Source organism: uncultured Williamsia sp., from assembly GCF_947494875.1.
Taxonomy (GTDB): domain Bacteria; phylum Actinomycetota; class Actinomycetes; order Mycobacteriales; family Mycobacteriaceae; genus Williamsia_A.
In genome coordinates, this window is sequence record NZ_CANLWM010000003.1 from 243,749 (window position 1) to 257,803 (window position 14,055).

Here is a 14,055-nt window from a genome sequence, read left to right on the forward strand (position 1 = left end):
CGTGAAGTCGCCCACCGCGAGCCCGCGGGAAGAATAACACTCTCGTTCGACGAGAACGCCCTTTCCGTACAGAGCTGCTCCACTAGACTTCCTGATGTTCATCACCGATGGAGGAGTGCCTGTGACCCAGGATGGGGCGACCATGACGGCTGCCGATCGGACCGTGCGAGACCTCGAGGGTGTGCGCATCCTGGTCGTGGGGGCGTCGTCGGGGATCGGGCAGGCATGTGCCACCGCCGCGGCCCGGCGGGGTGCCCGCACGGCGATCGCCGCGCGGCGCACCGACCTCCTCGACGAGATCGCCTCCAGGACCGGCGGGATCGCGCGCGCTCTCGACGTGTCCGACGCCGACGAGGTCCGCCGTGTCGTCGGTGACGTGGCGAGCGCCATGGGTGGGCTGGACGCGGTGATCGTCACCAGCGCCGTCGCCCCCTTCGCGCGCGTCGACGAGACCGACGCCACGACGTGGTTGCACGCGTTCTCGGTGAACAGCATCGGCGTCTCGAACGTGATGGAGTCCGCGCTGGCGCATCTCGATGCCGACGCGACCATGCTGATCGCGTCGGCGCACGACGTCGGGAGACCACGTGCGGGTGTCGCCGCCTACAACGCGAGCAAGGCGGCCCTGAACGAGATGCTGCGGTCGTGGCGCGCGGAACGCCCGGAGTTGTCGCTGATCCGGGTCGACGTGGGACCGACGAAGGACACGGAGATCCTCCGTGGAGCCGACCGGGAGATGTTGGCGGAACTGTGGGACGGGTGGATGCACTCCGGTCAGGTGCCTGCCCAGATGTCGGCACTCGAGGATGTCGCGAACACGATCGTGTCGCTGCTCGCCATGGCGCGGGCCAACCCGTCGGTGGTCCCCGAGGTCGTCGCGCTCGCGCCGCGATACCGCTGACACGGGTGCGGCGGACCGTCGAGGACGGTCCGCCGCACCGGTACGTCGCGTGTCAGGCGTGCTTGGCGGTCTCCTCCGCCCAGTCGGCCTGGTGACGGCCCATGGTCATCGCGCCGTACCACCCGCCATCGGTCCACAGGATCGAGCCGCCCACGTAGGACATCCGAGGGCTCCCCAGGCAGACCAGCGGCCATGCCTGCTCCTCGGCTCGGGAGTAGCGACCGACCGGTCCCATCGCATCGTCGATGACGTCTTTGCCCATCAGGTCCTGGAAGGCCGGCATCATCGCGGTCTCCGTGGGTCCGGGGTTGATGCAGTTGATCCGGATGCCCTTCGGGGCGAGTTCGGGATACCACCACCCGACCCACGCGTCGATGACGTACTTGGAGTACGCGTATCCGCTCCAGTTCCAGGTGGCCTCGTTGGCCTGCAACCACTCGACGGCGGCATCGAAACCGGTCGTCTCGAGCAACTGCTTCGTCGTCGAGGTCTGCTTCTCCCAGCCGATCGCAGCCGAGGAGGAGATGACGCTGATCGCCGACCCCGTCGACATGTGGGGGACGAGCGACTCGGCGAGATGCCGTGCGCCGACGAAGTTCACGAGCATCGTGTCGAACTCGCTGAACGGCGGCCCCGGGAGTCCGGCGCAGCTGAAGAGACCGTCGATCGCCGTGTCGGTGATGGACGCGACGGCGGCGTCGATGGAGCCCTGATCGCGGAGATCGATCTGGACGAAGCGGTCCACCGACACCGTCGGCTCCTTGATGTCCAGAGCGGTCACGCGCGCCCCGAGGTCGCCCAGGATGGCGGCCGTGGCCTCGCCCATCCCGGAGGCGGCGCCGGTGACCACCACCCTCTTCCCCTTGTAGCCCAACGCATCATCCATGGTGACCTCCCTGGTCCGGTACTGGTGAGAACGATCTTCTCACACGGCGGTGACGACGATCTCGTAGTGTCGGTGCGGGTCAGAACCGACCGACGAAGTCCGGGATGGTCGAAAGGTCGTAGAGACCGGGCTCTGCGGCCACCACCCGTGGGATCGCGTTGATCGCGTGCATGGCGGTGGCGAGGCACCCGAGTTCGGCGTGGTCCTCCACACCCTCGTCCCCGATCAGCAGGTGACACCGCATGTTCGGAGATCCCCGGTACGCGATCTCGTACCCCTCCTCCGCCGGCCAGTCCGGGGCGATGTCGTCGGCCATACGGGTGATGTGCTCCACCGCGATCTCGGTGCCGCCACAGTCGGCGACAACGCCGAAACGCATGGCCGCGACCGTCCCGGCGGGAATCGTCCCCGCCGCCACGGTCAGCTCGCGCGGTGTCGTCGCGACGTGGCGGAACCCCTCGATCCCCTGGATGGTCAAGCCCAGCGCCGATGCGAGGACGGTGGCCGATCCCACCCAGGCGGCGGCCGCGTAGTCGGTGTTGGCGAGCAGTGGCGTCTGGTCGTCCGGAGCGTGTCCGAATCCCATGGTGGAGAACATCAGGTCCGTGCTGGCGTAGGTCGCGTAGCTCAACACCTCGCGCACGTCGATGCGGTCGGTCGACTGTGTCAGCCGGCTGAGGACGGGGGCGAGGGTCTCGGCGATGTAGCCGGGGTACAGGCCGAGGCCCAAGAAGGAGGACTGACCCTTCTCGCACGCAGCACGGATGGAGTCCCCCAGTGAGCGGTGCAGCGAATCGGGGTGGACGAACCGGCTTCCCGTGGCGATCACGTTCTTGCCCGAGGCGAGGAGATCGCACACGTCGGCGAAACATCCCTGCAGGTCGGTCTCGACCTTTCCCATGTAGAGGACGACGTCTGCGTCCTCGGCGATCACCGCGCCACGGTCGGCGGTCGTGGCGACTCCGCGGGTCTCACCGCCGTAGATCTCGGAGACGTCGCGTCCGGCCTTGCCCTCGTCGTAGACACGGACCGCCACCAGTTCCAGATCGTCGCGATGAGCGATGTGCCGCAACGACATGGTGCCGGTGACACCCGTCGCCCACTGGATGACACGTGTACGCGCGCTGCTGTCAGCCACTTCGAGACCCCTTCGTCGCGATCGGCGAACATGAGGCCGACCAGCTGTCAACATACATCGTGTAGGTAGGTGTCGGGGACCCCTCGGTGGACTTCGCGTCGTCCGTCCCCGATCGTGGTGCGGATGATGGGACGGGTGATGGACTCGACGAGAACCCCTGTGCGGCTGGTGGTGTGGGCGACCGGCGCGGTGGGTCGCGCGGCTCTGCACGAGATCATCGGCGACTCGCGGTACGAGCTCGTCGGCGTGCGTGTCTACAGCGCGGACAAGGTCGGCGTCGACGCCGCAGACCTCTGTGGGCGTTCCGATCCCACGGGTGTCACGGCGACCGACTCGACCGACACGATCGTCGACCTCGGTGCCGACGTGATCCTGCACGCCGCCAGCAAGGCGCATCCGCACGACTCCAACCTCGACGACATCTGTCGACTGTTGTCGTCGGGCTCGGACGTGATCACGACGACGTCGTACGCCCACCTCGAGACGTGCGGCCCACAGACCCGGTCGGCGATTCTCGAGGCGTGCGCCGCCGGACACTCCCGATTCCACGCGGCCGGGGAGAATCCCGGGTTCATGTTCGAGCGGCTCGTCGCGACGGCGACGGGCCTCGTCAGCACCGTCGACCGCATCGAACTCTTCGAGGCCACCGACGTGTCCGGCGTGAGCAGTCTGCCGATGCTCACCGACCTGATGGGGATGGGCCGGCCACCCGAGGAGGTCGAGGCGGACGCACCGGTCCTGGCCACGCTCGATCTCGCCTACCGGCAGGCACTCGCCGCGACGGCGGACGTGTTCCGTGTCGACCTCGACGAGATCACACTGTCGGTGGAGAACACGACGATCGACCGGGACCTGACGGTGAGCGCCGGCGTGATCAGGGCGGGAACGGTTGTCGGGCGGCGGTTCTCGTGGACTGCCTCGCGCGGCGGCTCGCCGCTGCTGGCGATCCACGAGGAGTGGGTGCTCACCCGTGATCTCCCCCAGTGGGGTCTGCGTCCTCTCGCCGTCGGCGAGAAGGCCCCGCTCATCCGGGCCGTGATCCACGGGGTGCCCTCGATCGAGCTGCAGCTCGACGTCGGCTACGACGATGTCCCGCCGGGACTGGCGGGCACGCTGCCCGGACACCTGATGATCGCGATGACCGCGGTCCGGGCGATCGACGACGTGCGGGCGTCCGAACCCGGCGTCGTCGTCGCGCCCGTCTTCGGTGCGATCAAGCTGTGAGCCGCCGTGCCCGGATCGTCAGACCCGGGCAGGGATGACGTCGGCCGAGATCTGCGGGAGCGCCACGCTCGGGGCGGCGTGGAAGACGTGCGCGCTCGCGTCGGGCAGGACGCGACGGGCGACGAGGTAGTCGACACCCATCCATCCCTGCCGGATGTACCGACCGAACTGGATGCACGTCCCGGGGGCGCCGCTGGCCGACGGGACGAACTTGATGTGCTCGATCGCGTCCTTGACCCCCTCTCCCGTCAGGGGTTTGGCGTTGCCGAGCGCCCGGCTGATGACGACGGCGACGTCACGACACAGGGAGGGCATGAAGTACGCCGGTCGACGCCCGTAGCGCGCCTCGAAGCGGTCGAGGAAACGCTGTCCGACCTCGTTGCGCTCGTCGTAGCTGTCCAGGCCGATCCATCCCGACAGTTGCTTCATCCAGGTCCGGTTGATGTGGGCCAGCTCGAACGCGGTGGTCGTGTAGCGGGGCGGATCCCAGTCGATGGCCTCCAGGGCCGCGTTAAACCCCCACAGTCCATGTCCGAAACCGACGTGGACGACCGCGTCGGGTCCGCTGTCCCGCAGTGCGCGTACCGCGGCAGCCTTGTCGGACTCGACCTGGGGGATGGCGACCGTGGTGAGGACGGTGATGCCGGCGTCGGCGTAGACACGTTCGGCGAACGCGAGGTACTCCTTGCCGATCAACGACGACTCGTAGGCGATGGCGATGCGACGCCGATCGTCACCGATCAGCACGGACGCGAGCATCACCGGTTCCTCCGGCATCGATCCGTTGTTGAGCGCGAAGCACCATTCGCCGAGTGCGCCCTCGGACCCGCAGATCGTGATGATCGGGACCTCGGCGACTCGTTCGACGTGTGGCCGCAGCGGGACGACGTTGTCCGAGACGTACGGACCGAAGATGGCGAGACACCCCTCGGCGACGAGGTCGTCGAAGGCGTCGCGGACCGCCTTGAAGCTCCCGTTCGGCAGCCCGAGCACCTGCCGGTGCAGGATCTCGATCGGGCGGTCCACGAGCTTCGACTCGTACGCCTCGTCGAAGACCATCCGCAGTGCGTCGATCGCGTCGGTGTCGGCGCCACCTCCGGTCGGATAGTCGCTCAGATAACCGACTTTCAGCGGGACGACGGATCCGTAACCACGCGAGGAGTCATTGCTCATGCGGGTCAACCTACACGGCGAATGTTGGTAGGCTGCGGCAATGGCGCAACGCGGTGGGACCGCTTCGGAACGGGCGGCTCGGGCAGAGGTGACCCGACGACAGCTCGTGGACGCGGGGCGCGTCGTCTTCGCGCGTGACGGTTACGACGAGGTCGGCGTGGCCGACATCGTCGAGGAGTCCGGCGTCGGGACGCGGGGCGCCTTCTATCACCACTTCGCCGGCAAGCTGGACCTCTTCCGCGAGGTCTACGCCGACGTCGAGCGCGATCTCGTGCTCCGCGCGATCGCCAGTCCCCCACCGGGATCGACGTGGGACCGGCTTCGCAACGGACTGCACGACGTCGTCGATGCGGCCGCCGCGCCGGAGATCCGCCGCATCCTGTTCGAGGACGGACGTCGGGTGCTCGGGTGGGCGGAGACGCGTGCCGACCGTCGCGGCGGGAGTTTCGCGATGATCCGGGACGCGCTCGTCGAGTGTGCCGACTCCGGGGTGATCGAGACCGACGACCCCGTGGCGCTGGCCCACGCCGTCATCGCCGTCGTGGAGGAATCGGCGATGATGACGCGATCCGATCGTTCGCGATCCACGTCGGCCCGACGCGCGAGAGCCTGTCTCGACCAGCTGCTCGACGCGGTCTCGACACCGTCGGGCGCGGCGTCGACAGCGGGGCCGGAGGTGATCCCGAACCCGCGATCGCGGCGCCGGGCGGCGGACAAAGCTCCCCGCGGATGACCATCGGACGCTATAGTGGAAATGCCGTTCTCGTCGTCGAGAAGCCGCTTTCGCAGGGGCGGTCGGATCGTTGCCACACCGCGGGATGATCCGGGCGGCGGCCCCCCGAGACAGAACCGAAGCGTGAGATCAAAGGAGACACCATGCGCGCCGAAGACATGATCCTCGTGAGCGTGGACGACCATCTGGTCGAGCCACCCGACCTCTTCGAGGGTCGCGTTCCGAGCAAGTTCGCCGACGAGGCACCACGCGTCATCACGCAGAAGAACGGGTCGGAGGCGTGGACGTTCAACAACGCTGTCGTCCCCAACATCGGTCTTAACGCGGTCGCGGGTCGTCCCCGCGAGGAGTACGGCGTCGAACCGACGGCGTTCAACGAGATGCGACCCGGCTGCTACGACATCCACGAGCGCGTCAAGGACATGAACGCCGGCGGTGTGCTCGGGTCCATGTGCTTCCCCTCGTTCCCCGGTTTCGCCGGACGGCTCTTCGCCAGTCACGGTGACAAGGAGTTGGGTGCCGCCATCACACGTGCGTACAACGACTGGCACATCGAGGAGTGGTGCGGCACCTACCCGGGACGCTTCATCCCGATGGCCATCCCGATCATGTGGGACCCCGAGGAGTGCGCGAAGGAGATCCGTCGCAACGCGGAGAAGGGCTGCCACTCGCTGAGTTTCACCGAGAACCCCGCGACGCTCGGCTTCCCCAGCTTCCACGACGAGTACTGGGACCCGGTGTGGCAGGCCGCGTCGGACTGCCAGGTCGTCATCTCCGTCCACCTCGGCTCGAGTGGCAAGATCACCATGACCGCCGACAACGCGCCGATCGACGTGATGATCACGCTGCAGCCGATGAACGTCTGCTCTGCCGCGGCCGACCTCCTCTGGTCGCGCGTGGTGAAGAACTTCCCCGACCTGCGCTTTGCGCTGTCCGAGGGTGGCACCGGGTGGATCCCCTACTTCATCGACCGCCTCGACCGGACCTACGAGATGCACCACCTGTGGACAGGGCAGGACTTCGCGGACAAGAAGCCGAGCGAGGTCTTCCGCGAGCGGTTCATGACCTGCTTCATCTCCGATCCAGTGGGCATCAAGCTCCGGCACGACATCGGCATCGACAACATCTCGTGGGAATGCGACTACCCCCACTCGGATTCGTCGTGGCCGAAGGCTCCGGAGGAGTTGGAGGCCGTGATGGCCGGCGTCCCGGACGACGAGGTCAACAAGATCACGTACGAGAACGCCAGCCGCTGGTACAACTTCGAGCCGTTCAAGCACCGCTCGCGCGAGCAGTGCACGGTGGGCGCACTCCGCGAGGAGGCGGCCGGACACGACGTCGAGATCCGCAGCTTCGACCAGGGTCGGTTCGAGCGCAAGAAGGGTGTCGACCTCGGAGTGTTCAGCAAGGTCGCGAACTCGCCCAGCAATGCCTGATCGCATCGGACGCCGGGGGCCGCGATGAAGGTCGCGGTCGTCGGCGCCTCGAGCGGACTCGGTCGGTGCATCGCGGTGGGGCTCGGGGAGCGCGGGAACTCGGTCGCGCTGCTCGCGCGGCGCAAAGAGCGACTGCAGACGGCCGCCGCGGAGGCCGGTCCGTCGTCGGTCGCCATCGAGTGCGACGTCACCGACGAGCTGTCGAGCAAAACGGCGATCGACGAGGCGGCCGCGGAGCTCGGCGGCCTCGACGCACTGGTGTACGCCACGGGCATCGGCAGGATGGGGCCGCTGGTCGACACGACAGCGGACACGTGGTCCTCGCTGTTCGCGACGAACGTCACCGGTGCCGCATTGGTGACATCGGCTGCGATCCCCCATCTGATGGAATCCGACGTACGCGTCGCCGTCTACCTGTCGTCGCTGAGCGCGTCGTTGACCGGGCCGTGGCCGATGCTGGGTGGGTATGCGGTGAGCAAGGCGGCTCTCGACAAGCTGATCGAGGCGTTCACCGAGGAACACCCAGACATCGGCTTCACCAGGCTCGCCGTGGGTGACACCTACGGCGGCAAGGGCGATTCGCAGACCGGGTTCCACCATGACTGGGATCCGGAGTTGTTCACGGAGTCGGTCAACGTCTGGCTGGAACGCAAGCTGATGAACGGGGGTCTCATCCACCCCGATCACCTCGTGGGCATGGTGACGTCGATCCTGACGGTGGGGCGCAGCAGTTTCCTGCCGTCGGTCACCCTGACCCCGCGTCCCCCGAGTCGAGCGGGCGCGCCGCGGTAGCGGTGTGGGTCGACGCAAGGCGGGCAGGTCCTTCGGGGCCTGCCCGCCGTAGTCATGTCCGGGGACCAGACGATCCGGACCAGGGCGTCTCCCACGAATCACATGCGGTGACCTCGCGAAGAGGCTTGCGGCGCACCTCGCGATGCCGGCCGCGCGGCCACCCCGCCGTGACCGTCGCCGCGATCTGCCAGTCCGGCGGAACGCCGACCGCCTCCCGGAGTTCGTCCTCGAACACCGTGTGCCACAGCGACATCGCGGTTCCGAGGCCGTGAGCGCGGGCCGCGAGAGCGAAGTTCTGGACGGCGGGGAAGATCGATCCGCCGTGCAGCAGTTCCGACCCGACACCGGGCAGAGCGCGGACACAGAACAGCAGGCAGACAGGTGCGTCGCCGCCGGTCTCGGCATAATCGCGCATGGCTCGGTGGGCTCGCGTCCGTGCGTCGGCGTCGGGCGCGACGTCCCGCGGCGGGTCGGCGATCCCGTAGAACTGCTTCGCCTCATCCCAACTGCGCAGGGCTGACCGCGAGATGATGTCCCGCACCGACCGCGACTCGAGGACGACGAAACGCCAGGGCTGCTGGTTGCCACCCGAGGGCGCCCACGTGGCGGCCTCCAGGCATCGGCGGAGGACCTCGGTGGGTACGGGGTCGTCGCGGTAGCGCCGGATGGTGGACGCCGAGCGGAGCACGGTCCAGACGTCGTCGGACGCGTCGACGGCCCGGTCCGTCGATCCCGGGTCGACCGAGGTCACCAGTCGCCCCCGGGGACCACCCCCAGCCAGGTGCCGCCACGCATCGGACCGGTCACCAGCGGCAGGTCCAGCGTGGACAACAAGCCCGGCGGGGCGTCCATGACCGCGGGGATGGCGTTGATCTCGCGCATCACGGTCGCGTAGGTGAGGCCACGGAGATTGCTCCCGCGCCCGTGCATCTCGATGTCGACCGTGTAGGTGGGCAGGCCGTCGACGATGACCCGGTAGCCCCCGTGCGGGGACGGGTGCTGCGGCCAGTCCGGTGCGGAACTCTCCCCCATGCGGGTGATGTGTTCGAGGATGATGCGTTCCTCTCCCCCGAGGTGTCCGACGACGCGGAACCACATGCCGCCCATGGTCCCTGCCGGCACCGTGCCCGACGCGACCTCGTAGTCCTCCGGGGTGATCCACTTGTCGATCGTCGTGGTCACCTCGTCGAGGGGCAGGCCCAGCCCGTCGGCGACGAGATGCACGATCGGTGCCCACAGCGCCTGCAGTCGGGCGGGATCGAACAGGGGCGCCTCGAACTCCGCCGGACGACCGAAGCCCATGAAGTCGAACATGATGTCCGGCTGGTCGATGCCGCCGTAGTCGAGGATCTCCTGCATGGTGATGGTGTCGACGCGCGCGCTGAAGCCGGACATCGTCAACGCGATGACGTCGTTGGCCCATCCCGGGTCGACACCGCTGGTGAACAGGCTGCTGTGCCCGTCCGCGCACGCCGCGCGCAACACGTCGATCGACGCGGTGTCCGCGGCGGGCGGGTAACACATCGGGACCAGTGACGTGCACACCACGTTCTTGCCCGCGCGCAGGCAGGAGGCGACATCCTGGACGGCTTCCTCGTACCGGTAGTCGCCGGACGCGAAGTAGGCGACGACATCGGCGTCGAGGGCGAGTGCCGCGGCGTGATCGTTCGTGGCGACGATACCCGTGTCGGGGAGGCCGCAGAGGGATCCTGCGTCGCGACCGACCTTGGCCTGCGAGTGCACCACGACGCCGACGAGCTCGAGACCTGGGTGATTGATGACGGCCCGGAGTGCTGCGACGCCGACCTGACCCGGCCCCCAGATGATCACCTTCGGTTTCGGCCGCAGGCTCACAGGACTCTCCCTCCTGGTGCGGCAGGGACGGGATCGTGGACCGAGGGAGCCGCAGACCCTCCGTGTGAGAACATGATAACCGTCATACGGAAATGGCCGTTTCCGCATCGTCGAGTGCGATGCGATCCCGCCCGTGCGAAGGAGTGTCAGTGCCCGACTACCAGTTCCTGAAGTGGGAGACGTTCGACGACGGCGCCATCGTCCGGATCTCGTTGAACCGACCTGAGACCCGAAATGCGCAGAACCGAGGGATGCTCGTCGAGCTGGACGAGGCGTTCGGCGCGGCGGAGTTCGACGACAAGGTGCGCGTCGTGATCCTCGCCGGCGAGGGCAAGATGTTCTCGTCGGGACACGACCTGGGGTCGAAGGTGGCCATGGCCGAGTACACCCCGGGACCCGACCAGCATCCGACCGCCGGGAACAACGGCGGCAGCCGCGACGGCACCGAGAAGCGGATGCTCCAGGAGTGGCACTACTTCTTCCAGAACACCCTGCGGTGGCGGAACCTGCGCAAGATCACCCTCGCGCAGGTCCACGGTGACGTGTTCTCCGCCGGCCTGATGCTCATGTGGGCCTGCGATCTCATCGTCGGCAGCGACGACACCCGCTTCGCCGACGTGGTGGGCACCCGGCTGGGCATGTGCGGCATGGAGTACTTCGGGCACCCCTGGGAGTTCGGGCCCCGGCGGACCAAGGAGCTCATGCTCACCGGCGACGCCATCGACATCGAGGAGGCACACCGCCTCGGGATGGTGAGCAAGATCTTCCCGCGCGAGACCCTCCCCGACCAGACACTGGAACTCGCGCGCCGGATCGCGCAGGTGCCCACCATGGCCGCGCTGATGATCAAGGAGTCGGTGAACCAGACCGTCGACTGCATGGGCTTCTACAACGCGCTGCAGTCGTGCTTCTCGCTGCACCAGCTCAACCACTCGCACTGGGCCGAGGTCCGGGAGGACAAGGTCCCGCGTGCCGACGAGTCACACGGTGTGCCGAACTGGCGGGAGGCGCCGCCCATCGTGATGTCGATGAAGGACCGTGTGCGCGCCGATGACTGACACGGCCGTCGGCCGTTCGTCCGGGACGCCGATGCAGGTCGACCCGGGTCACCTGTTCGCGACGCTCCCCCTGTTCGACGTTCACGACTCGACGGAGTCGGTGGTCGTCGAACTCGAACACCGTGCGGACCTGGTGAACTCGCACGACGCGATCCAGGGCGGTCTGATCGCGACCCTGATCGACATCGCCGGTGGCCGTCTGGCGCTCACCAGCGCGCCGGACGGCCATGCGGTCACGACCGCGGACATGACCGTGCACTTCGTGGCGCCCGTGCGGGTGGGACCCGCACGGGCGATAGCGACGCCGGTGCGCGTCGGGTCCCGGCTGATCGTCGTGGCGGTGGACGTGGTGGACGCCGGTGCCGGCGACCGGCTGTCCACGCGGAGCACGCTCACGTTCGCCGTCCTGGGTCCGCGCACCGCGACCTGACGCGGTCGCAAAGAGGTCCCGGGTCCGCCTCAGGCCGAGGCGACCGACGTGTCGTAGCGAGCGGACGCGGCGCGGTCGAGTGCGTCGTCGGCGGTGCCCCAGACGAGAGCCCACGCCCGGGCGCGCCGGTAGTACAGCTGGGCGTCCTGCTCCATGCCGAACCCGTAGCCGCCGTGCACGTGGAGTCCGCGATAGGTCGCGTCGCGTGCCGCCTCGAAGGCGGCCGCGAACGCCATGGCCGACAGTTCCCGGACGCGTGCCGGCTCCTCCTCGAACGCCGCCGCCGCCCGCTGTGCGAGGAGGCGCGCGCCGTCCAGGGCCGTGGCGCAGTCGGCGAGAGGGTGCGACACCGCCTGGAACGTCCCGATGAGCGTCCCGAAAGCCGATCGTTGTCGCGCGTATTCCACACCCATCTCGAGCCCTCGTGCGCCGATCCCCACGAGTGCGGCAGCGGTCAGACAGAGCCACCGGTCGAGCGCGGACTGGAACACCACGGCCGCGTCCTCCCCGTCGGCCAGGACCTCGAGGTCGGTCGCGTGGACGTCGGACACCGGCATGCTGCCGATGTTCTCGACGGGCTCCTGTGCCGTGGGACGGGCCAGCACGAGACGGTGCTCGTGCAGACCGATCACGGCGTCGGCGACAGCGCCGCCCGCCGCCATCCGCCACACCCCGCCACGCGTCGCACGCGGTACGAAGGTCACGGTCTGCTCGCCCGCCAACACCGCGGACAGCGTCTCGGCGGCCACGGGTGACGCCCCGGCGACCTCGCCGAGGGTCCAGGCGCCGACCTGCGCCTCGATCAACGGGGCCGGGGCGATGTGCCGACCGTGGAGTTCCGCGATCAGGTTCAGGTCGCTCATCGAGCCGCCCCACCCGTCGTGGTCCTCCCCGACCGCGATGGGCACCCCGCCGGTCTCGGTGAGCACCGCCCAGAGTGCGGCGTCGAACCCGAGCGGCTCGGCAGCACGGACGCGGTCGACCGTCGCCTCGCGCGCGTAGAGCGATCGGAACGCGTCCCGCAGCTGGGTCTGTTCGTCGGTGAGCGTGAGATCCACGAGGACTCCTGTGTGAGGCGACGGTGCCCGGGCCCGTCGTCCGCCCGGGTGCCACCGTCCAGACGGCAACGCTGTTATTGTGTTGTGAGAATAGCATTATCGCTGTTGGCGAGGTCCGAGCCGATACCGTTGTCGGTCCCGCCGCGACGAGGAGGTCGACGCCGTGCAGTTCACCGACAGCCCCGAACTCGCGCAGCTCCGGACGGAGGTGCGCGACCACCTGACCGAGGTGATGACACCCGAGCGGCGCGAACGGATCTACCGTAGCGGCGTCTCGCACGACAAGGACCTGATCGCCGGTCTCGTCGACCGTGGCTGGTTCGTCCCCCCGCACCTCGCCGAGGCCGTCGGCGCGCCCGTCCGCACCGCGGTCGAGCAGAGCGCCATCGACGCGGAGCTGATGTACGCCGACGCCCCGACGTATCTCTCCGCGACCACGATGATGGTGGCGTCGGTGATCCATCACGCGGGGACCGACGAGATGAAGGAACGCATCCTCGGGCCGGCGCTGGGCGGCGAGGTCACCATCGCGCTCGGCTTCACCGAGCCGGAGTCCGGCTCCGACGTCGCCGCCGCGGCGACCCGTGCGGTGCGCGACGGCGACGACTGGGTCATCAACGGCTCGAAGATGTTCACCACCAACGGTCACATCGCCGACTACGTCTTCCTGCTCGCCCGGACCGACCCGACCGTCCCGAAGCACAAGGGCCTCACCATGTTCCTCGTGCCCATGGACACACCGGGGTGCGACGCGCAGGCGGTGTGGACCCTCTCCGGCGAGCGCACGAACATCACGTTCTACAGCGACGTGCGGATCGGCGACGAGCAGCGCATCGGCGACGTGAACGCCGGGTGGAGTGTGCTGAACATCGCCCTGGTCGACGAGCACGCGTCGAGTTGGGGTCCGCACCTCGCCCGGCTCCTGCACCACGCCGAGGCCTGGGCGCACGAGAAGCGGGTGGACGACCAGGGTGTCACCGCCACCCCGATCGACGACCCGGCGACGCGGCGTCGGCTCGCCCGCATCGCCATGGAGGTCGAGGTGTCGGACCTCCTGCAGCAGCGCTGCCTGTGGATGTCGGGCAACGGCGACATGCCGATCGCCGAGGGTCCGATGTCGAAGCTGTACAGCACCGAGGCACTGGAGCGCGCGACCGAGGACGTCGTGGAGATGGTCGGCCCGGACGGGTTGCGTTCGTACCTCGAGCCGACCGCCCCCGAGGACGGGATGTTCGAGCAGACCATGCGGTTCAGCCTGGGCACCACGATCTACGCGGGTACGAGTGAGGTCCAGCGCACGATCATCGCCCAGCGGGGCTTGAAGCTGCCGCGGACCTGAGGCGCACGCGTCCGCGGGGATCTCGCCGCGGAC

The 14,055-nt window shown here is 68.5% G+C and carries 14 protein-coding genes; 8 read left to right on the forward strand and 6 right to left on the reverse strand.

Going from position 1 to position 14,055, the window contains the following annotated elements:
* Positions 1-142 precede the first annotated feature (142 nt).
* Complete coding sequence (locus Q1A98_RS09365) at positions 143-901, forward strand: SDR family oxidoreductase (RefSeq protein WP_299572399.1); 759 nt, start codon at positions 143-145, stop codon at positions 899-901.
* A gap of 52 nt (positions 902-953) precedes the next feature.
* Here the strand turns inward: Q1A98_RS09365 and Q1A98_RS09370 are convergent, their stop codons facing one another.
* Positions 954-1,787 carry an SDR family oxidoreductase gene (locus tag Q1A98_RS09370; RefSeq protein WP_299572401.1) on the reverse strand — a complete coding sequence of 278 codons (834 nt, stop codon included), beginning with the start codon at positions 1,785-1,787 and terminating at the stop codon, positions 954-956.
* A gap of 79 nt (positions 1,788-1,866) precedes the next feature.
* On the reverse strand, positions 1,867-2,865 hold the full coding sequence (locus tag Q1A98_RS09375; RefSeq protein ID WP_366943415.1) for a dihydrodipicolinate reductase: 999 nt from the start codon (positions 2,863-2,865) through the stop codon (positions 1,867-1,869).
* Between the two features lie 228 nt (positions 2,866-3,093).
* On the opposite strand from Q1A98_RS09375, the gene Q1A98_RS09380 reads away from it, so the two are divergent.
* Positions 3,094-4,149, forward strand: coding sequence for a dihydrodipicolinate synthase (locus Q1A98_RS09380; RefSeq protein ID WP_366943416.1), 1,056 nt, complete (start codon positions 3,094-3,096; stop codon positions 4,147-4,149).
* 18 nt (positions 4,150-4,167) lie between these two features.
* Here Q1A98_RS09380 and Q1A98_RS09385 read toward each other — a convergent pair whose 3' ends face one another.
* Positions 4,168-5,322 carry an ABC transporter substrate-binding protein gene (locus Q1A98_RS09385; protein WP_299572409.1) on the reverse strand — a complete coding sequence of 385 codons (1,155 nt, stop codon included), beginning with the start codon at positions 5,320-5,322 and terminating at the stop codon, positions 4,168-4,170.
* A gap of 106 nt (positions 5,323-5,428) precedes the next feature.
* Between Q1A98_RS09385 and Q1A98_RS09390 the strand changes: the two genes are divergently transcribed.
* The 3 genes from Q1A98_RS09390 to Q1A98_RS09400 all read left to right on the forward strand — a co-directional run bounded on the left by Q1A98_RS09390 (position 5,429) and on the right by Q1A98_RS09400 (position 8,283).
* Positions 5,429-6,055, forward strand: coding sequence for a TetR/AcrR family transcriptional regulator (locus Q1A98_RS09390; RefSeq protein WP_299572411.1), 627 nt, complete (start codon positions 5,429-5,431; stop codon positions 6,053-6,055).
* A 143-nt stretch (positions 6,056-6,198) separates the two neighbouring features.
* Entirely contained in the window at positions 6,199-7,491 is a 1,293-nt protein-coding gene (locus Q1A98_RS09395) for an amidohydrolase family protein (RefSeq protein ID WP_299572413.1), read from the forward strand.
* A gap of 24 nt (positions 7,492-7,515) precedes the next feature.
* Complete coding sequence (locus Q1A98_RS09400) at positions 7,516-8,283, forward strand: SDR family oxidoreductase (protein ID WP_299572414.1); 768 nt, start codon at positions 7,516-7,518, stop codon at positions 8,281-8,283.
* A 52-nt stretch (positions 8,284-8,335) separates the two neighbouring features.
* Here Q1A98_RS09400 and Q1A98_RS09405 read toward each other — a convergent pair whose 3' ends face one another.
* Positions 8,336-9,034, reverse strand: a complete 699-nt coding sequence (locus tag Q1A98_RS09405) for a nitroreductase family protein (protein ID WP_299572416.1) — start codon at positions 9,032-9,034, stop codon at positions 8,336-8,338.
* Positions 9,031-10,113 carry a dihydrodipicolinate reductase gene (locus tag Q1A98_RS09410; protein ID WP_299572826.1) on the reverse strand — a complete coding sequence of 361 codons (1,083 nt, stop codon included), beginning with the start codon at positions 10,111-10,113 and terminating at the stop codon, positions 9,031-9,033. Before Q1A98_RS09410 ends, Q1A98_RS09405 begins: the two co-directional genes overlap by 4 nt.
* A 173-nt stretch (positions 10,114-10,286) precedes the next feature.
* On the opposite strand from Q1A98_RS09410, the gene Q1A98_RS09415 reads away from it, so the two are divergent.
* The gene (locus Q1A98_RS09415; protein WP_299572418.1) at positions 10,287-11,195 is read left to right on the forward strand and encodes an enoyl-CoA hydratase; all 909 of its coding nucleotides are present in this window, start codon (positions 10,287-10,289) and stop codon (positions 11,193-11,195) included.
* 31 nt (positions 11,196-11,226) lie between these two features.
* On the forward strand, positions 11,227-11,625 hold the full coding sequence (locus Q1A98_RS09420; RefSeq protein ID WP_299572828.1) for a PaaI family thioesterase: 399 nt from the start codon (positions 11,227-11,229) through the stop codon (positions 11,623-11,625).
* Positions 11,626-11,654: 29 nt separating this feature from the next.
* Here the strand turns inward: Q1A98_RS09420 and Q1A98_RS09425 are convergent, their stop codons facing one another.
* A complete protein-coding gene (locus tag Q1A98_RS09425) occupies positions 11,655-12,683 on the reverse strand; it encodes an acyl-CoA dehydrogenase (RefSeq protein WP_299572419.1) in 1,029 nt (342 codons plus the stop codon).
* A 163-nt stretch (positions 12,684-12,846) separates the two neighbouring features.
* Between Q1A98_RS09425 and Q1A98_RS09430 the strand changes: the two genes are divergently transcribed.
* A complete protein-coding gene (locus tag Q1A98_RS09430) occupies positions 12,847-14,022 on the forward strand; it encodes an acyl-CoA dehydrogenase family protein (protein WP_299572421.1) in 1,176 nt (391 codons plus the stop codon).
* The last annotated feature ends 33 nt before the right edge of the window (positions 14,023-14,055 follow it).

Excerpts from the sequence above, each read along its gene's own strand:
- Q1A98_RS09375 (WP_366943415.1), bottom strand. The coding sequence starts at position 2,865 with ATGTCGTTGCGGCACATCGCTCATCGCGACGATCTGGAACTGGTGGCG.
- Q1A98_RS09370 (WP_299572401.1), bottom strand. The coding sequence starts at position 1,787 with ATGGATGATGCGTTGGGCTACAAGGGGAAGAGGGTGGTGGTCACCGGC.
- Q1A98_RS09420 (WP_299572828.1), top strand. The coding sequence starts at position 11,227 with ATGCAGGTCGACCCGGGTCACCTGTTCGCGACGCTCCCCCTGTTCGAC.
- Q1A98_RS09385 (WP_299572409.1), bottom strand. The coding sequence starts at position 5,322 with ATGAGCAATGACTCCTCGCGTGGTTACGGATCCGTCGTCCCGCTGAAA.
- Q1A98_RS09400 (WP_299572414.1), top strand. The coding sequence starts at position 7,516 with ATGAAGGTCGCGGTCGTCGGCGCCTCGAGCGGACTCGGTCGGTGCATC.
- Q1A98_RS09365 (WP_299572399.1), top strand. The coding sequence starts at position 143 with ATGACGGCTGCCGATCGGACCGTGCGAGACCTCGAGGGTGTGCGCATC.
- Q1A98_RS09395 (WP_299572413.1), top strand. The coding sequence starts at position 6,199 with ATGCGCGCCGAAGACATGATCCTCGTGAGCGTGGACGACCATCTGGTC.